Origin of the sequence: Aureimonas sp. N4, assembly GCF_001463925.1 — a bacterium.
GTDB classification, from domain to species: Bacteria; Pseudomonadota; Alphaproteobacteria; order Rhizobiales; family Rhizobiaceae; genus Aureimonas; species Aureimonas ureilytica_A.
On sequence record NZ_BBWS01000048.1, the window covers coordinates 104,291 to 121,681 of the forward strand.

Here is a 17,391-nt window from a genome sequence, read left to right on the forward strand (position 1 = left end):
CGCAAGGCATCCAACGGGCAAAAGCAAGCCGTCTTCCGTTCAGCCCCCGGCTGGTTCGGACAATACGGTGCGGCCCATACAGCGTTTTGCGCAAAGTGGCAAGGCGCTCGGACGAATCAGTGCCTCGCGCCATGACATGCGAATCGCGAAACCGCAGCGTTTCGAAGGGCGGTAAATTTGGCGCTAAACTTGACACTCTGGAAGCCTGCCCCCATTCAGCCGGCAAAGCTCAACAGTCAAATGGGATGGCGATGTCGCTTGCCTTAGTGTTCCCCGGCCAGGGAAGCCAGACCGTCGGCATGGGCCGCGACCTCGCGGACACCTTCCCGCAAGCGCGGCGCGTCTTCGAGGAAGTGGACGAGGCGCTGGGCGAGCGTCTGAGCGACACGATCTGGAACGGCCCGGACGACAAGCTGACGCTGACGGCCAATGCCCAGCCGGCCCTCATGGCCGTTTCAGTGGCCGCAATGCGCGCGTTGGAAGCCTCCGGCTTCGATCTAGGCCAAAAGACATCCTTCGTGGCCGGCCATTCGCTGGGCGAGTATTCCGCTCTGGCAGCGGCAGGGTCACTCTCGGTCACGGACGCGGCGCGTCTCCTGCGCATTCGCGGTGAGGCGATGCAGGCGGCGGTGCCGGCAGGCGAGGGCGCCATGGCGGCGATCCTGGGTCTCGACGAAACCGTTCTGGCCGAGGTCTGCACCGAGGCCGGCCAAGGCGGCGTCTGCCAGATCGCCAACGACAATGGCGGCGGACAGATCGTGATTTCCGGCACCAAGGCCGCCGTCGAGCGCGGCATGGCGCTGTCGCTCGAAAAGGGCGCCAAGCGCGCGATCCCGCTGCCCGTGTCCGCGCCCTTCCATTCCATGCTGATGCAGCCCGCCGCCGATCGGATGCGCGAAGCCCTGTCGAGCGCTGAGATTAGAGCGCCGCGCGTGCCGCTCGTCGCCAATGTCCTTGCGTCGGCGATCTCCGACCCCGACGAGATTCGCCAGCGCTTAGTCGAGCAGGTGACGGGTCAGGTGCGTTGGCGCGAAAGCATGACCTATCTCGCCGACGCCGAGGTCGATCTCCTGTTCGAGGTGGGCAACGGCAAGGTCTTGGCCGGTCTCGCCAAGCGCATCGACAAGCGGCTTTCGGCTGTCTCGATCGGCGCACCCGCCGACATTGAGGCCGCGCTCGCCAAGCTCGCCTGACGTTCCTTTCATTCGAGGATTTCCTATGTTCGATCTGACCGGCCGCAAGGCTCTCGTTACCGGCGCCAGCGGCGGCCTGGGAGAGGCGATCGCCAAGGCGCTGCACGGCGCGGGCGCTACCGTCGGCCTGCACGGCACCCGCCGCGAGAAGCTGGAGGAGGTCGCCGCCTCCCTCGGTGACCGCGTGCATGTGCTTCCTGCCGATCTCGGCTCGCGCGCGGATCAGACGGCCTTGGCCGAGGCGGCCGATGCCAAGCTCGGCGGCGTCGATATTCTGGTCAACAATGCCGGCATCACCAAGGACGGCCTCTTCGTTCGCATGTCGGACGAGGACTGGGACCGTGTGATCGAGGTCGATCTGACCTCCGTGTTCCGTCTGACGCGCGCGCTGACGCACCAGATGATGCGCCGTCGCTACGGCCGCATCATCAACATCACCTCGATCGTTGGCGTGACCGGCAATCCGGGGCAGGCCAATTACTGCGCGGCCAAGGCGGGCATGATCGGCTTCTCGAAATCGCTGGCGCAGGAAATCGCCTCGCGCAACGTCACGGTCAACTGCATCGCGCCGGGCTTCATCCAGAGCGCCATGACCGACAAGCTGAACGACAAGCAGAAGGACGCGATCATGGGTGCCATCCCGATGCGCCGCATGGGCGCGGGGGAGGACATCGCGGCCGCCGCGCTCTATCTGGCGTCCAACGAGGCGGCCTATGTCACCGGGCAGACGCTGCACGTGAACGGCGGCATGGCCATGATCTGAGGTCCTTGGCAGGGCGTCTCCCGCCTTGGATGGCGGGCGGCGCCGTGCTAAGCCGCCGAGGTGGGGCTTTCCCCCGTCGTTCGGCATGTTAGGCGTGACCTTCCCGGCTGCGCTGCTTGATTAACCAGACTCCGGCGTCTAACGAAGCGACGGAAGCCAATCCAACTGAGGAATGACTATGAGCGATACCGCTGAACGGGTTAAGAAGATCGTCGTTGAGCATCTCGGCGTCGAGCAGGAGAAGGTCACCGAAAACGCCTCCTTCATCGACGATCTCGGCGCCGACAGCCTCGACACGGTCGAGCTCGTCATGGCGTTCGAGGAAGAGTTCGGCGTCGAGATTCCGGACGATGCGGCCGAGACCATCCTCACGGTCGGCGACGCGGTGAAGTTCATCGAGAAGAACCAGGCCTGACGCTCTGGCGGACGCGTCCGCCCTGCACGTGAGTACCGTATGAGACGAGTCGTCATTACCGGCGTCGGCATGGTCAGCCCGCTTGGCGCCGGTGTCGAAGTCACTTGGAAGCGTCTCCTCGAAGGCCGCAGCGCGGCCGGTCGAATCGAGGGCTTCGAAGCGTCCGACCTGCCTTGTCAGATCGCCTGCCAGATCCCGAAAGGGGATGGCAGCGACGGGACTTTCAATCCAGATCTCTGGATGGAGCCCAAGGAACAGCGCAAGGTCGACGATTTCATCGTGTACGCCGTCGCGGCCGCGTCCGAAGCGCTGGATGATGCCGACTGGCATCCCGAAACGGACGAAGATCAGTGCGCCACTGGCGTGCTGATCGGCTCCGGCATCGGCGGTCTCCAGGGTATCGAGCGCAACGCGTTGATCCTGGCGGAGAAGGGGCCTCGTCGGATCAGCCCCTTCTTCATTCCCGGCAGCCTGATCAATCTGGCGTCCGGCCATGTTTCGATCCGCAACAAACTGCGTGGGCCGAACCATTCCGTCGTGACGGCCTGTTCCACGGGCGCTCACGCCATTGGCGACGCGGCGCGGCTGGTCATGCTCGGCGATGCCGACGTCATGGTGGCGGGCGGCGCGGAATCGCCTGTCGGTCGTTTGTCGATCGCGGGTTTCTCGGCCTGCCGTGCGCTGTCGACGAGCTACAACGACAACCCGACCGCCGCGTCGCGTCCTTACGATAAAGGTCGAGACGGCTTCGTCATGGGCGAAGGCGCTGGCATCGTCGTTGTCGAAGAGTTGGAACATGCTCTGGCGCGCGGTGCGCGCATCTATGCCGAGGTGATCGGCTATGGCATGTCGGGCGATGCCTATCATATCACCGCGCCGGCCGAGAGCGGCGACGGCGCCTATCGTTGCATGTCCATGGCGCTGAAGCGCGCCGGCATCGCGCCGGCTGAAATCGACTATATCAACGCGCATGGCACCTCGACGCCGCTGGGCGACGAGATCGAGCTTCGCGCTATCGAGCGTATGCTTGGCGACGCGGCGGCCGGAAAGCTGATGTCGTCCACCAAATCCTCGATCGGGCATCTCTTGGGAGCAGCTGGATCGGTGGAGGCCATTTTCTGCGCGCTGGCGATTCGCGACAATGTCGCTCCCCCCACGCTGAACCTGGACGATCCGTCGGTGGAAACGCCGATCGACCTCGTGCCCAAGGTGAAGCGCGAAAAGGCGATCGATATCGCGCTGTCGAACTCCTTCGGTTTTGGCGGCACGAACGCGTCTCTCATACTGCGCCGCTACCGCGGCTAGAGTCGGCCAAGCCGTTCGAACCGGCTTTCGCCACATTCGGATGGTGGTTCGGGCATCCATGCCGAGAGGCCGCGTGATGTCGTGGCCCGAACCATTTCGAGAGTCAGCGCGCCGCCGGCAAAGATGCGGCCCGCCCAGTCTCGTTCCGATTCGAAGGGAACATCATGACCATCGGTTCAGACGAGACCGTCCGCGAACCCGTTCCGGCCGAGACCACGGCGGAGCGCCACCGCCGCAAACCCCGCTCCCGCTCTGCGCGCAACAGCTTCGTCGCCTTTCTCAGCTTTTGTGTCAGTGGCGCGCTCGCCCTGGCGCTGGCGGCGGCGGGTGTCGTGTATTGGGGCAAGACCGAATTCGAAGGCGCAGGTCCCCTTCAACAGGAGGCGACCTATCTCGTCCCCAAGGGCGGCGGCCTTGACACCATCGCGAGCGGGCTGGAGCGCAAAGGCATCATCAGTGATGCGCGCATTTTCGAATATGGTGTGCGCTTCGAGCGGGCGGCGAGCCAGTTGAAGGCCGGTGAATACGCGTTTGCGCCCGGCGCCAGTATGCGCGACGTGATGGATACGATCCGGTCCGGCAATGCGATCCTTCACTCGGTGACCATCCCGGAAGGGTGGACGGTGGCGCAGATCTACGCGCGCCTTGCCGCTGACGATACGCTGGTGGGCGACCTGCCGCCGGTCGCGCCGGAGGGAAGCCTGCTACCCGAAACCTACAAGTTCACGCGTGGTCTCAGCCGCGCCGAGCTCGTCTCACAAATGTCCGCCGCCCAATCGAAGCTGGTCGCCGAAATCTGGAAGGGGCGGCAGGACGGACTTCCGGTCAAGGATATCGGGCAGTTCGTCACACTGGCGTCGATCGTCGAAAAGGAAACGGGCATCGACTCCGAGCGGCCTCATGTCGCCTCCGTCTTCGTAAATCGCCTGCGCAAGAACATGCGTCTGCAATCGGATCCGACGATCATCTACGGCATCTGGGGCGGCGCTGGGAAGCCATCGGACGAGCCGATCCGTCAATCCCATATCGCCAGCGACACGCCTTACAACACCTATATCATCCGTGGTCTGCCGCCCGGCCCGATCGCCAATCCCGGCCGCGCGGCGCTGGAGGCGGTCGCCCATCCGCTGGACACGGACGATCTTTATTTCGTCGCCGACGGCACGGGTGGTCATGCGTTTTCGAAGACGCTGGATGAGCACAATGGCAATGTGCGTCGCCTGCGCGAGATCGAGCGACGCTCTGGCGCTGTACCCGCGAGCGCTTCGACGGAATGATCGCTTCCAATCGCGGCGCAGCCGCTCTCCAGATCGGGAGTTGACGAATGCCCGTCCGAAGCATGACGGGCTTTGCCCGTTTCGAAGGCCTTGCGGACGGCGCGGGTTTCGTCTGGGAGCTGCGCTCGGTCAACGGGAAAGGGCTGGAATTGCGGCTTCGGCTGCCGCAAGGTTTCGAGCGTATCGAAGCGGATGCGCGCCGAATTCTGTCCAGCGCCTTATCGCGCGGCAATTTGCAGATTTCGCTGTCGCTGGATCGACCGGAGAATGCTCTTCCCGCCTTCAGCATCAACCAGACCTTTTTGAACGAAATCCTCCGTCTTTCAGACGAGTTGGTTCGCGCCGGACACGCCACCTCGCCGAGCGCCGACGGCCTGCTCGCGCTCCGCGGTGTGATCGAGGTGACGGACGAAGCGCATCAGCCGGAATGGTTCGAAGCGCGGGGACCCTCTGTTCTCGAGGGACTGAAAGCGGCCGTCGCGGCCCTTGTCGCGGCGCGGGAGCAGGAGGGAGAGGCGCTTCGCACGCTTCTCGTCGCGCGGCTGAACGAGATGGAAGCGCTGGTGGGGCAAGCGCTCGAGGATCCTTCACGCGCTCCCGAGGCGCTGGCCGCACGCCTGCGGCAGCAAGTGATGGACCTCCTCGGCGCAGACGCCTTGCTGGATACCGCGCGTCTCCATCAGGAAGCTGCCGTGATGGCGACCAAGATCGACATTCGAGAAGAGATCGACCGTCTCACGACACATATCGCTGCCGCGCGCGGTCTTCTGGCGGATGGTGGCGCCATTGGTCGCAAACTGGATTTCCTGTCGCAGGAATTTAACCGCGAATCGAATACGATTTGCTCCAAATCTCACGCGGCCTCGCTGACCGCCATCGGTCTGCAACTAAAGGTCGTCATTGATCAGTTTCGCGAACAGGTTCAGAATATCGAATGAAACCGCTTTTGGATGTCGAAACCAGCCCCTCGATCGCTCGGCGCGGTCTGATGCTGGTTATTTCCTCTCCGTCCGGCGCCGGGAAGTCGACGATCGCTCGAACCCTTCTCGATCTCGATCCGAAATTTTCCTTGTCGATCAGCGTGACGACGCGCAAGCGCCGGCCGAGCGAGATCGATGGCGTCCATTACCATTTCATCACGGTAGAAGAGTTCGAGCGACTTCGCTCGTCCGACGCGCTTCTCGAATGGGCCGAGGTCCACGGCAATCTCTACGGCACGCCGCGCGCGTCCGCCGAGAAGGCGATGCGTGAGGGGCGGGACATGCTCTTTGACATCGACTGGCAGGGCGCGCGTCAGTTGCAGGAGCAGGCCAAGACCGACATCGTGTCGATCTTCATCCTGCCGCCCTCGATGGAGGAATTGGCACAGCGTCTGACGCGGCGTGCCGAGGATTCCAAGGAGACCATCGCGATGCGGCTGAAAAACGCCTGCGTCGAGATCGAACGCTGGCGCGACTACGAATATGTCGTGATCAATGACGATCTGGATCGTGCCTTCTCGGCGGTTCTCTCGATCGTCAGCGCGGAGCGTCTGCGCCGCGACCGCCGCCCCGGCCTGTTCGACTTCACCGCGCGTCTTTTGGAAGAAGCCAACCGTGAAGCGGGCAATGAGGCTTGAGGTTTAAACCACGACCCGCTTCGCGTGAGGGGTCGTTCAGGACAGCGCGTTCGCCAGACGAACGAATTCGCTGACATCCAGCGTTTCGGCCCGCCGTGTCGGGTCGATACCCGCGCGCGAGAGAAGCGCCTCGCCGCCGACCGGCTTTAGGCTCTGGCGCAGCATCTTGCGGCGTTGGCCGAAGGCGGCCGCTGTCACCCGTTCTAGAGCCTCCATCGAAACCGGCAGCGGCTCGGCGCGAGGGGTGAGCTGAACGATGGCCGAGGTCACCTTGGGGGGCGGCGTAAACGCTTCGCGCGAGACATCGAACAGAATTTCGGCTTGGGTTCGCCAGCCGGCGAGGACTCCCAAGCGGCCATAATGATCGTCGTCCGCACCTGCGACGATGCGCTCGGCGACTTCCTTTTGAAACATCAAGGTCAGGTCGAGCCAGCGGGGCGGCCAGGTCGGAACCGTGAGCCAGTTCAAAAGGAGCTGCGTGCCGACATTATAGGGCAGGTTGGCGACGATCTTGAACGGCCCATCCGTCAGGCTCGCCGGGTCGACCTCCAACGCATCGCCTTCCACTAGATGGAAGCGGCCGGGATAATGCGCGCCGATGGCCTCCAGGGCCGGGCGACAACGCGGGTCCTTCTCGATGGCGATCACGCGTCCGGCCCCATGGGCGAGGAGCGCGCGCGTCAGGCCGCCGGGGCCGGGACCGATCTCGATGACCGTCTGCCCTTCCAGCGGCCCGGCTTGGCGCGCGATGCGGCCCGTCAGGTTGAGGTCGAGCAGGAAGTTCTGACCGAGCGCCTTGCGCGGATCGATCCCGTGGTCGGCGAGAACCTCGCGCAGCGGCGGCAAACCGTCAAACGCGAGCGTCACGGTTTAGGGGCTTCCATAGCAACGTCAGTTTCGCCGGCGATTTTCGACATGCGCGCCGCCAAACGCAGTGCGGCAATGAAACTGTTCGGCCGCGCCGTGCCGGTGCCTGCGATGTCGCCGGCTGTTCCGTGGTCGGGAGAGGTGCGAATGATGGGCAAGCCCAGCGTCACATTCACCGTCTCGTCGAAGGCCAGCGTCTTGGCCGGGATCAGAGCCTGATCGTGATACATGCACAGCGCCACGTCGTAGCGCCGCCGCGCTTCCGGGTGGAACATCGTATCGCCGGGTAGGGGGCCGACCACATCGAACCCTTCCGTTTGAAGCATCGCAACGGCGGGTCTGATGACGGCTTCGTCTTCGCCGCCGATCGCGCCGCGCTCGCCCGCATGGGGGTTAAGCCCGGAAATGGCGAGTCGCGGCGTCTCAAGACCGAAGCGCTCGCGCAGATCATTGATCACGATCCGCGCCGTGGAAACGATCAGATCCGTCGACAGCGCCGCCGGCACCTCAGCCAGAGGAATATGGATCGTGACGGGGACGCAGGAGAGTTCAGGCCCGGTCAGCAGCATCACTGGCTGCAAAGACGTGTTGGTCAGCGTGCCGCAGAGTTCGGCCAGATATTCCGTATGGCCGGGATGGGCGAAGCCGGCGTCGTAGAGCGCCTTTTTGTCGATCGGATTTGTGACGATCGCGGCGGCGTCTCCCGACAGAACGAGGCGCGTCGCCCGGTCGATAGCCTCGATCGTGCCAGCCGCATTGGCCGGATCGAGGTCGCCGGGCGTGTCGACATGCTTGTTGACGAGCGGAAGCACCGCCATCTCTTCGGCTGGAACCGAAGCGATGTCTGCCAGGCGCGACAGGGTATGGACCGTGACATCAATCCCCAGCCGCGTCGCGCGCGAGCGGATCATCTGTGGATCGGCCAGAAGCACGAACCGGGGAAGATCCAGAAGTTCCCGATCACGGAAGGCGAGCAGGGTGACATCCGGCCCGACGCCGGACGGCTCACCGACAGTGACAAGGAGGATAGGGCTGTCCGGCCCGGCAGTTTTGCTTGGCATAGGGTCCGGATTATCGACGGATGATCGCCGCTTTGTCGCGCAGCTTCTTCAGAAAAGCCTTGTCGGGCTCCTTCTTGCCCATGGCTTCCATTTCGTTAGCCTGGAAGACCATGGCCGCCGTTTGGTCATCCGAGACGGAGCGGCTGTCGCAGATAGCGACGAACTCGACGCCGCGCTCGGTTTGCTGGGCCTTGGTTGTCTTGCCGCGCGCAGCGTTGACGATCTCGTCCTTCCAGCGTGGCGGCAATTCGGGCTGCGGAATGCGGCCGAGATCGCGGACGGTGACGTCCCGCAGCCCCTTGGCGATGTCGTAGGTCGCGGGGCAGCTCGTGAAACGCTGGCGCAGCAGATTGGCTTCGCTCATACGGCGCTCCATCTGCGACCCACGCTTGTCCTGCGGCACGACGAAAATGACCTGCTGAAGCGTATATTCTGTCGTGGTCGGCTTCTTGCCGCCCTGCTGGATCATCCGCTGTACGGCATCCTGCTCGGTGATGCGCTCGGTTTGGCGCACATTGGCGACGACGGCCTGACCCCAACCCATCTGGACGCGAATGTAGTCCTTGAAGCCCTTGGCCGAGAAGCCCGCGCGAGCCAGAACTTCCGAAAGCTGCGCTTCCGTGAGTTTGTTGTCGCGTGCGAAGCGGGCAAAAGCCTCGTCAACGGCCGCATCGGGAATCTGAATGCCGCGCCGACGCATTTCCTGCGTCTTCAGAGCCTCGTCGATCAGCTCATCGGTCGCGGCCTGCGTACCGCCCGGCGCACGGCGCAGCTTCAGGAAGGCGGCGCGCTGCTGGATCTGATAGCTCGTGATCGCCTGCTTGTTGACGATCACCTTGATCTCGGACGCAGCCTGAGCGGGGGCGGCGCTGAGCCCGCAAGCGATTACAAAGGCTGCCAGAGCCGAGCAGAGGGCGAACTGTCGGGCAAGCTTGCGTGCGGTCATCGTATGCCTATCTCCCGCTCCTGAGCGGCCGAACATCGGCCGCCCACGCCGCGCTTATCAGGCGGCTTTGGCGAAACCATGGTCTTTTTAACAGATCAATTGGTCGAGCCAAGTCCATAGCTGTATCCGACCTTTCCAAGGGTGCGGAACGAGAGGGTGAGCATGACGCTCGTCCGAGCTTCGGTCAGTCGATATTGATCGTCGGTGTTTTTGTATTCGGCCAACAGACTGAAGCATTCGTCGGCATAGCCCACGCCGAATGTCTTGCTGATGAACGTCTCGTTCTCGATATCGTAGGCCAGCGAGCCGACCGTCCTGAAGTTCTCGTTGATCTTGTAGGACGCCGACGCCGTAACCTGTTTTCGATCCACGGGCAGACTGTAGATCGGCTGAGCGGCGATCTGTGAATACATCAGCGACGTATCCAGCTTTCCGTAGCTGAAACCGCCCATCAGGTCGGTTCGCTTGACCTCGAAGTTGTCCTTATCGAAGCGGCCCTGTGCGCCCAGGCTGATCCCCAGAGGCGTCGCCAGAACGATGGACGAAACATAGTCGGAGCGATCCGATTCCAGTCCCGATTCGTATCCGACCAGCGCGAGGTCCGGCTGCGCGAACGGGTTCTCGCCCGCCAGATGAAAGGACTGACCGAACACGGCGTCGATCGCGTAGCCCGCGCCGAAGACGCCGCCATACTGGACGCCGAGATTGGCCCGCGTGCCGCCTTCGATCCGGTCGTAGCCCGAAAACTTGTCGGCTTCGAAAAGGTTGGCCGCATTGAAGACGAGGCTCTGCGCGTCTTCGTTCGGCAGGCGGCCGGACTTCATTTCGTCCGGGCGCACGAGCAATTGAGCGATCGGGGTGATGACGTGGGAGGCGGTCGCCGTTTCGATCAGATAGGGGTAGCGCACGTCCAGTCCGGCCGTCGCCATGCCTCTGGCGCCGGATTCATCGACGTCGATACCGCCGAGCCCGAGGCTCGAAGTGGTTGCGGCCGGGATGCCCTGCGCTTCCATATCGGCGCGGTAGAGATCGCCCCGAAGGCTGGCCGACGGCGTGATCTGCAGGCCCTCGTCCGTGGTCAGCGTCCGCTTCCACTTCGCCTCGGTGGTCACGCGACTGTAGTCGCCTTCCAGCACGTTGCGCCGGAAGACATCCGTCCGATACGGAAAGCCCTGCGACGCATTGCAGGCGCCCTTGATGAAGCGCGAGGGGTCGCACAGGAGAAGATAGCCGGGGCTCGTCGCGTCGCGGCGAATATTGGTCAGATTGGCATCGAGTTCCAACTGCCCGCCGAGCACCGGGTTCTCGTTGATATATTGATAGTCGAGCGACGGCAGGACAAAGGGCTGAACCTTGCCGGTCAGCGTGTTTTCGGTCTGAACGTCGAAGCTCTGCCCGCGCAGATCGAAGAAGCTCTGGTCACCCAGACCCGTCAGATAGATCTCGTTGGTGCGATAGATCTGATTGAAATTCTCGATCTGATAGACACGGCTGAAATTGCGATCGCTTTGCGCCAGCAAGTCCCAGCCGAAGGTCCATTGCTCGTTGAGCGCGAAGCGGCCCGTCGTCCCGATCATGCCCCGATCGCGATCGACGCTGATCGGATTGGTGATCGCGTTGTCGGAGCGGAAGTCGCTGAACCGCTCGGGGTTCAGCTGCGAGATTCCCGCCGTCTGGAGCGTGAAGTAGCCGTTCTCGAACGCCTTGCGATATTCGGCCTCGGCGAGGAACCCCTGACGCGTGAAATAGGTGCCCGCGACCGTCGCGTCTGAGCTTTCGTTGATGGCGAAATAATAGGGAACGCGCACGCCCACGCCGAGCTTGGAGTTCGACTTGAAGCTTGGCGGCAGGAGGCCGCTCTGTCGCTTCACCGTCGGATCGGGCGAGGCGAAATAGGGGAGGTAGGCCAGCGGCTTGCCGAACAATTCGAAGCGCGCGCCGTAATAGCGCACGACCTTGTTCTTCTGGTCCCACACGATGCGGCGCGCCTTCACCTGCCAGAGAGGCGCGCGTTCGGGATGCTTTTCACAGGCCTCGCAGGCGGTATAGACGCCGCGCTCGAATGTCGTCGTGTCGCCGTTCTGGCGCACGGCCTGGCCTGCCGCGAAGCGCGTGTTATCCGGCGTCTCGATCCGCAGCGCCTGGATGAAGCCATTGGCGAAATCGTCGGTCACATCGATCGAGTCGGCGTAGACCTTATTGCCCGAGGGCTCCACCAGCTCGACATCGCCGGAAGCAACGAGGCGACGCGACGCCTGATCGTAAACGATGTCGCGGGACACGAGCTTATAGCCGCCATAGTCGATCTGGATCCCGCCCTTGGCGGTGACGACCTGCTTGTCGCTGTCATAGGTAACGGTATCGGCCTCGAGGAACAGCTGCGTTCCCTCGGGTACCGAAACCGAAGCGCCGAGATCGCCGAGCGACGTCTGGGCATGGGCGGCGACGGCTGCGACCATCATGGCCGAAAGCGCGACGCCGGTCAGGAGAGCAGCCTTGAAAACGGGCTGAGCACCCGTCCCCCATCGGCGCGAGATCCCCCTCGCTGTCATTCTAACCATCCTCCTGATGGAGCAGGATTGTCGTCCCGAACAAACCCGCCGCCACGACCGGGAACCAGGCTGCGACCACAGCCGGAATCACGGAGTTGCTTCCCAGCGCTTGGGCCAGGAACGTTATCACGTAAAGCACGAAGCCCGCCGCGACGCCACCGACGATCGTGCCGCTCGATTGTCCCAATCGCGTGTAACGCACAGCCACGGTGGCCGCGACGAGCGTCATGGCCACGAACAGGGCGGGACGCGCGATCAGGGCGTTGAACCGCATGGCGAACGCATCGGCATTGTAGCCGAGGCTCCGCGCCACCTCGATCTTGCCGCCGAGCTCCCAAATGGAGATCGCATCGGGATTGGCGAGGCGCTGTTCGATAAATTCCGGAAGAAGCGTCGTTGGGATAGTGACGCGGGACTCGCGAACGGGCGGTGAGCCGACGCGGGTCACAAGCGGGTCTTCGATCACCCATTCGCCGTTCTCAAGCCGGGCCTGCGCGGCGTCGATCCGTTCCGACACGACGCCCTCCTGGCGCATGATGAAGGCCGTGACGCCGCCGAGCGTCGCACCACCATCGGATACCGCTTTAGCACCGATGATCGATTCCACGCCTTTGCCCGTCTGGCGCAGCCAAGGCGAGCGGTCGTTGCTTTGCGTCACGACGCCGGCCGTCGCCGTTTGCAGCCGCGCCGACTGCGCCTGCGCCGCAGCCGCGATCGGGTTGTAAAGGCCGACCGACAGGACGCCGATCAGAAAGGAACCGAGGGCGAAGGGCGCGATGATCTGCCAGACCGACATGCCGCCGGCGCGCGCGATCACGAGTTCCAGTTTGCGGTTGAGCGAAACCAGCGTGAAGATCGACGAGAACAGGATGATGAAGGGGAAAGCCTGCTCGATGAAAGCCGGAACCCGAAGCGCCGAGATGGTCGCAATCGTGGCGAAGGAGACGTCCTGCGACGCGCCCCGGCGGCTGACCTCGATCATGTCGATAAGATAGGTCAGAGCGAAAACGGCGATCAGCGTCGAGATGAAGCTGACGACGTAGCGCCGCAGAAAATAAAGATTGATCGTCCGCCGGGTCATGCGCGGCCTGCCCCCGAGGTCGAACGGTCCGAGGGAAGAAGTCGCGCCAATTGCCCGCCGACCCAGCGGAAGCCGTCGGTGATGCGGCGCACGATCGGATGCTCGATCACGTTCACGTCCCGCCAGAGAAGCCAGATGTCGAACAGGATCGCGGCGGCGGGGAGGGAATAGATCACGACGGCGTAGCGCGGATTCTTGCTGATGAGCGAAAGCGACACGAAGCCGATCGCCTTCAAGGACAGCGCGCCGGCCAGCCCCAGCGCCATGGCCGGTCCCGGTCCTTGCCGGTTGGTGCGCGGATGGGAGGCGATGACCAGGGCCCACAGAGCAAAGGCGATCGGGAAGAGCCAGTCGGTGCGGCGTTGCGCTAGCTCCTCCACGAACTGGTTGGGATGCAGCTGGAACACCTTATCGTTCGGATCGGGGTTCAGAAGCTCGCGGGTCGAGCGCTCCGACATGCGGATCCAGTCGCCCGTTTCGACCGGCCGCAGATTGGCGAGATCGAACGCATAGGTCTGGAACTCGATGATCGAAACCGTTCCGTTCGTGTTGTTGCGACGATGCAGCTGACCATCGTCCAGAACCAGATAGGACTGACCCTCGCGCTCCACGATCTGTGCTTCGCGGGCGAAATAGGTGAGGTCGAGCGCCGGGTCGCGCGTATCCGATAGGAAGAGGCCGCGCACATTCGAACCGCGCGCCTCGTCGATGCTCATCACCAACCCGTCCTGCACGCGCTCGAAGCGGCCGGGCTGAAGAAACAAGCTGATCGCATCGGCATTGATGGCGCGGATGCCGTTCTGAAACGCGCTCGACGCAGCCGGACCGATGAAGTTGGAATTGATGACGATGATCGCCGCCGCGCCGAAGGCGAGATAGAGAATCGGTTTGAAGATCACCTTGCGCGATCCGCCGGCCGCCGCGATCACCGCGCGTTCGGAATCGGCGTTCAACGAGTTCAGCGCCTGAATCGCGCCGATCAGAAGCGCAAAGGGAATAACGCCGGCCGCAAGATCCGGCATCAGCATGAGGGCGATCCAGATGATGTTGCCGGCGGCGGTCGCGCTGGTGCGCACGATGTCGAGCCGTTGCAGAACCTGGACGATCCAGACGATCATCACGAGCGCGGCCAGCGAACCGACGCTGTAAACGGCGACGCGCTTGAAGATGTAGCGTTCGATAAGCTTCATGCGTTTTGCGGTTCCGGCGATCCCGTTGCGGGCGCCGGGGGCTCGGCGCAGCGTTCGAACCCGATCGTTCGACATATCTGGCTGCGGTAGACTGCTCCAGCTTGGCTAAAGAAGGGCGAACAAAGATGGTTAGCCTTTTCTTAATGCCGTGGCCACCCTTGCAATCGCTTCCTCCACGGCCAAGATGCGCCCTAAGCAACGCCGCTTCGCGCTGCTGTCCGATTTTCCGAGCCCTTGGGCTCTCTGCCTTCTCATCGGGGTCTTCATGTCCAGTCTGCCGACCATCCAATTCGCTGCGCCCGCGCTTCCCTCGTCCGGTGTTCTGGTGCTCGTCACCGGCCGCGACGGCGCGTTGCCGGACGGTCTGCCGGAGGCGGTGAAGAGTGCGGCCGAGCGCGCGGCCTCGCTCGGCAAGTTCAAGGGCAAGGCGCTGGCGAGTGTCGACACGATCGCGCCATCCGAAAGCGGGCTGGATCGCATCCTTTTGATCGGCGGATTGGGCGAGGAGGCTTCGCGCGAGGAAGAATGGCTGAAGCTCGGGGGCGCGATCGCCGCCAAGCTCTCGGGCGCGACAGAGGCGACGATCTGGACAGCGGGCGCCACCACCGTCCCGAACGCACGCGAGGCGGCCTCGATCAGCCTCGGCGTGCTGCTGCGCCTCTACAAGTTCGACCGCTACAAGTCGAAGAAGGTCAAGGAAGGCGAGGACGACGCAGCTGACGCGCCTCTGTCCGTCACCATCGCGGTTTCGGAGCCCGAGGCCGCTAAAGGCGCGTTCGAGGAGCTGGAGGCCGTTGGCGAAGGTGTTCGGCTGGCACGCGATCTCGTCAACGAACCCGCCAACATCCTGACCACCACGGAATATGCGGCTCGCATCGAGGCGCTTCGCGCCACCGGGCTGGAAGTCGAGACGCTCGACGAAGACCAGATGCGCGCGTTGAAGATGTTCGCGCTGCTCGGCGTTTCGCAGGGTTCTCCGACGCCGGCGCGTCTCTGCATCATGCGCTGGAACGGCGGCGCGGAGGGCGAGGCGCCTGTCGCCTTCGTCGGCAAGGGCGTGGTGTTCGATACGGGCGGCGTGTCGATCAAGCCGGCGGCCGGCATGGACGAGATGAAGGGCGACATGGGCGGCTCCGCGGCCGTTGTGGGCCTCATGCGCGCGCTGGCAGGACGCAAGGCGAAGGTCAACGCGATCGGCGTGGTCGGCCTCGTGGAAAACGCCGTTGACGGCATGGCCCAGCGTCCGGGCGACATCGTGACCGCCATGTCGGGCACGACGATCGAGGTGCTGAACACCGACGCCGAAGGCCGTCTCGTTCTGGCCGATGCGCTTTGGTACACGCAGGACCGCTTCAAGCCGCGCTTCATGGTGAACCTCGCGACGCTGACGGGTGCCATCATCGTCGCGCTCGGCAACCAACATGCCGGCCTGTTCTCCAACAATGACGAACTGGCCGAGCGGCTTCATTCGGCAGGGCTGGAGACGGGCGAGAAGGTCTGGCGGATGCCTCTCGGCAAGGACTACGACAAGATGATCGAGGGCAAGTTCGCCGACATCAAGAATGTCGGCAACGGGCGCTCCGCCGGCTCGATCACCGCCGCGCAGTTCCTTCAGCGCTTCGTCAACGACGTTCCCTGGGCTCATCTCGACGTCGCGGGCACCGCGATGGGGTCGCCCTCGAACGAGTACAACCAGTCCTGGGCCTCGGGCTTCGGCGTTCGCTTGCTGAACCGTCTGGTGGAAGAGCATTACGAAGCCCGCTGATTTGGCAGAGGTTCTTTTCTATCACCTGACGGAAAGCCGTCTCGAGGAGGCCCTGCCAGACCTTCTCGAGCGCTCGCTGGCGCGCGGATGGCGCGCGATCGTGCAGACGGTGACGACCGAGCGGCGGGACGCGCTGGACCAGCATCTCTGGGTCTATCGGGAGGATAGCTTCCTGCCGCATGGCACGGATGCCGATAGTTCAGGCGCGCTTCAGCCGATTCTTCTGACCACCGAGCCCGAGCAGCGGGCCAACGATCCGCATGTGCGCTTCATGGTGGAAGGGGCGGTGCCCGCCAGCCTCGACGGCTGCGAGCGCGGCGTCTATCTCTTCGACGGACATGACGGCGAACAGGTGGCTTCCGCCAGAGCGCGCTGGACAGCGGAGAAATCCGCCGGCCATACGGTCACTTACTGGCAACAAACGGAAGATCGTCGTTGGGTAAAGAAAGCGTAGCCTGACGCACGGTCCCGAACTGGATCGGGTCGTGGACGGGCGCGTCATGCTTGTCCACGAAGGCCAGAACCGCTTCGGCATAGCCTTCCGGGTCTTCCAGCGGGGCGGAATGGCCGACATCGGGCAGGACGACCAGGCGCGCGCCGGGAATGGTGCGCGCCAGATATTCCGTGTGCCGGCGGCTGATGGCCTCGTCATGATCCCCGATCACGATTTCCGTGGGAACACGGATCGACCGCAGATCATCCGCCGTGAAGTTCGGCTCGTTGGCCCAGAGCGCTTCGATCTCGTCCGAAATATCGTCATAATGCTTGAGTTCGGGCACAACGGCCGTCGCGGGATCGTAATCCTTCACGCCGTCCGGCGTGGCGTTCGCAGCCTGAATGAAGATGCGCGACAAACGCTCGGGATGCTTCATCGCGAGATCGAGCCCGATAATGCCGCCGTCGCTCCAGCCGACGAGATCGGTGCGCTCGATCCCGAGCGCATCCAGAAGCTCGAGATAGTCCTCCGCCATCAGATCGTAGGTGATGGGATCGCTGGTGCGCGTCGAGCGGCCCTGGCCCCGGCTGTCGGCCAGAATGATCATGTGATGGGCCGACAGAGCTTCGATTTGCGCGCGCCACACACGACTGTCTGACAAGCCGCCATGGATGAGCAGGATCGGCGAGCCGCGTCCATAGACGCGGAAGAACATCTCGATGCCGTTCACCGCCGCATAGCCCGTCTGATTCGGCATCGGTCCGTTGACGAACGGACGCGGCGCGCTCGTGGCCGGAACGGCTGCGACAAACAGGGCGATCGAAAAGGTCGCTATGGATCGAAGCATGGCATAACCCCGAGTCGACCGCGCCACCGAGGCATGTCGTACGGGCGCTGAACGGGAGAATTAAAGGGCGGTTCC

The 17,391-nt window shown here is 63.6% G+C and carries 16 protein-coding genes; 9 read left to right on the top strand and 7 right to left on the bottom strand.

The features are described 5' to 3' along the window. The first annotated feature begins 251 nt into the window (after window positions 1-251). The 7 genes from fabD (at window position 252) to gmk (ending at window position 6,571) form a co-directional block, all read left to right on the top strand. Complete coding sequence (gene fabD / locus AUL28_RS16340; RefSeq protein ID WP_062234732.1) at window positions 252-1,193, top strand: ACP S-malonyltransferase; 942 nt, start codon at window positions 252-254, stop codon at window positions 1,191-1,193. Between the two features lie 25 nt (window positions 1,194-1,218). After that, window positions 1,219-1,956, top strand: coding sequence for a 3-oxoacyl-[acyl-carrier-protein] reductase (gene fabG, locus AUL28_RS16345; RefSeq protein ID WP_062234555.1), 738 nt, complete (start codon window positions 1,219-1,221; stop codon window positions 1,954-1,956). A gap of 178 nt (window positions 1,957-2,134) precedes the next feature. Continuing rightward, entirely contained in the window at window positions 2,135-2,371 is a 237-nt protein-coding gene (locus AUL28_RS16350) for an acyl carrier protein (protein WP_026358398.1), read from the top strand. 39 nt (window positions 2,372-2,410) lie between these two features. Then, the gene (gene fabF, locus AUL28_RS16355) at window positions 2,411-3,676 is read left to right on the top strand and encodes a beta-ketoacyl-ACP synthase II (RefSeq protein ID WP_062234558.1); all 1,266 of its coding nucleotides are present in this window, start codon (window positions 2,411-2,413) and stop codon (window positions 3,674-3,676) included. A gap of 164 nt (window positions 3,677-3,840) precedes the next feature. After that, window positions 3,841-4,953 (top strand): endolytic transglycosylase MltG, encoded by a 1,113-nt coding sequence (mltG, locus tag AUL28_RS16360; RefSeq protein ID WP_062234561.1) that lies wholly within the window; start codon window positions 3,841-3,843, stop codon window positions 4,951-4,953. 47 nt (window positions 4,954-5,000) lie between these two features. Next, the gene (locus AUL28_RS16365) at window positions 5,001-5,891 is read left to right on the top strand and encodes a YicC/YloC family endoribonuclease (RefSeq protein WP_062234564.1); all 891 of its coding nucleotides are present in this window, start codon (window positions 5,001-5,003) and stop codon (window positions 5,889-5,891) included. Next, a complete protein-coding gene (gene gmk / locus AUL28_RS16370) occupies window positions 5,888-6,571 on the top strand; it encodes a guanylate kinase (RefSeq protein WP_058636605.1) in 684 nt (227 codons plus the stop codon). Before AUL28_RS16365 ends, gmk begins: the two co-directional genes overlap by 4 nt. Before the next feature lie 36 nt (window positions 6,572-6,607). On the opposite strand, the gene rsmA is transcribed toward gmk, so the two are convergent. From rsmA to AUL28_RS16400, 6 genes are all read right to left on the bottom strand, one after another. Beyond that, window positions 6,608-7,438, bottom strand: coding sequence for a 16S rRNA (adenine(1518)-N(6)/adenine(1519)-N(6))-dimethyltransferase RsmA (gene rsmA / locus AUL28_RS16375; RefSeq protein WP_062234567.1), 831 nt, complete (start codon window positions 7,436-7,438; stop codon window positions 6,608-6,610). Continuing rightward, complete coding sequence (gene pdxA, locus AUL28_RS16380; RefSeq protein ID WP_062234569.1) at window positions 7,435-8,499, bottom strand: 4-hydroxythreonine-4-phosphate dehydrogenase PdxA; 1,065 nt, start codon at window positions 8,497-8,499, stop codon at window positions 7,435-7,437. The genes rsmA and pdxA overlap by 4 nt, the downstream gene beginning before the upstream one ends. Window positions 8,500-8,509: 10 nt before the next feature. Further along, window positions 8,510-9,445 carry a SurA N-terminal domain-containing protein gene (locus tag AUL28_RS16385; RefSeq protein ID WP_062234571.1) on the bottom strand — a complete coding sequence of 312 codons (936 nt, stop codon included), beginning with the start codon at window positions 9,443-9,445 and terminating at the stop codon, window positions 8,510-8,512. 95 nt (window positions 9,446-9,540) lie between these two features. Continuing rightward, a complete protein-coding gene (locus tag AUL28_RS16390) occupies window positions 9,541-11,997 on the bottom strand; it encodes an LPS-assembly protein LptD (protein ID WP_244493547.1) in 2,457 nt (818 codons plus the stop codon). A 1-nt stretch (window position 11,998) separates the two neighbouring features. Beyond that, complete coding sequence (lptG, locus tag AUL28_RS16395) at window positions 11,999-13,078, bottom strand: LPS export ABC transporter permease LptG (protein ID WP_062234574.1); 1,080 nt, start codon at window positions 13,076-13,078, stop codon at window positions 11,999-12,001. Next, a complete protein-coding gene (locus AUL28_RS16400) occupies window positions 13,075-14,268 on the bottom strand; it encodes an LptF/LptG family permease (RefSeq protein ID WP_062234577.1) in 1,194 nt (397 codons plus the stop codon). The genes lptG and AUL28_RS16400 overlap by 4 nt, the downstream gene beginning before the upstream one ends. A gap of 265 nt (window positions 14,269-14,533) precedes the next feature. Between AUL28_RS16400 and AUL28_RS16405 the strand changes: the two genes are divergently transcribed. Both AUL28_RS16405 and AUL28_RS16410 read left to right on the top strand, forming a co-directional pair. After that, the gene (locus AUL28_RS16405) at window positions 14,534-16,033 is read left to right on the top strand and encodes a leucyl aminopeptidase (RefSeq protein WP_062234738.1); all 1,500 of its coding nucleotides are present in this window, start codon (window positions 14,534-14,536) and stop codon (window positions 16,031-16,033) included. A 1-nt stretch (window position 16,034) separates the two neighbouring features. Beyond that, window positions 16,035-16,487, top strand: coding sequence for a DNA polymerase III subunit chi (locus AUL28_RS16410; RefSeq protein ID WP_058599798.1), 453 nt, complete (start codon window positions 16,035-16,037; stop codon window positions 16,485-16,487). On the opposite strand, the gene AUL28_RS16415 is transcribed toward AUL28_RS16410, so the two are convergent. Further along, window positions 16,438-17,316 (bottom strand): alpha/beta fold hydrolase, encoded by an 879-nt coding sequence (locus tag AUL28_RS16415; protein ID WP_058599797.1) that lies wholly within the window; start codon window positions 17,314-17,316, stop codon window positions 16,438-16,440. The two genes, AUL28_RS16410 and AUL28_RS16415, sit on opposite strands and share 50 nt — an antisense overlap. Window positions 17,317-17,391: the final 75 nt, after the last annotated feature.

Excerpts from the sequence above, each read along its gene's own strand:
- fabD (WP_062234732.1), top strand. The coding sequence starts at position 252 with ATGTCGCTTGCCTTAGTGTTCCCCGGCCAGGGAAGCCAGACCGTCGGC.
- lptG (WP_062234574.1), bottom strand. The coding sequence starts at position 13,078 with ATGACCCGGCGGACGATCAATCTTTATTTTCTGCGGCGCTACGTCGTC.
- AUL28_RS16415 (WP_058599797.1), bottom strand. The coding sequence starts at position 17,316 with ATGCTTCGATCCATAGCGACCTTTTCGATCGCCCTGTTTGTCGCAGCC.
- AUL28_RS16400 (WP_062234577.1), bottom strand. The coding sequence starts at position 14,268 with ATGAAGCTTATCGAACGCTACATCTTCAAGCGCGTCGCCGTTTACAGC.
- AUL28_RS16390 (WP_244493547.1), bottom strand. The coding sequence starts at position 11,997 with ATGACAGCGAGGGGGATCTCGCGCCGATGGGGGACGGGTGCTCAGCCC.
- gmk (WP_058636605.1), top strand. The coding sequence starts at position 5,888 with ATGAAACCGCTTTTGGATGTCGAAACCAGCCCCTCGATCGCTCGGCGC.
- mltG (WP_062234561.1), top strand. The coding sequence starts at position 3,841 with ATGACCATCGGTTCAGACGAGACCGTCCGCGAACCCGTTCCGGCCGAG.
- AUL28_RS16385 (WP_062234571.1), bottom strand. The coding sequence starts at position 9,445 with ATGACCGCACGCAAGCTTGCCCGACAGTTCGCCCTCTGCTCGGCTCTG.
- AUL28_RS16365 (WP_062234564.1), top strand. The coding sequence starts at position 5,001 with ATGCCCGTCCGAAGCATGACGGGCTTTGCCCGTTTCGAAGGCCTTGCG.
- pdxA (WP_062234569.1), bottom strand. The coding sequence starts at position 8,499 with ATGCCAAGCAAAACTGCCGGGCCGGACAGCCCTATCCTCCTTGTCACT.
- AUL28_RS16350 (WP_026358398.1), top strand. The coding sequence starts at position 2,135 with ATGAGCGATACCGCTGAACGGGTTAAGAAGATCGTCGTTGAGCATCTC.
- fabF (WP_062234558.1), top strand. The coding sequence starts at position 2,411 with ATGAGACGAGTCGTCATTACCGGCGTCGGCATGGTCAGCCCGCTTGGC.
- AUL28_RS16405 (WP_062234738.1), top strand. The coding sequence starts at position 14,534 with ATGTCCAGTCTGCCGACCATCCAATTCGCTGCGCCCGCGCTTCCCTCG.
- fabG (WP_062234555.1), top strand. The coding sequence starts at position 1,219 with ATGTTCGATCTGACCGGCCGCAAGGCTCTCGTTACCGGCGCCAGCGGC.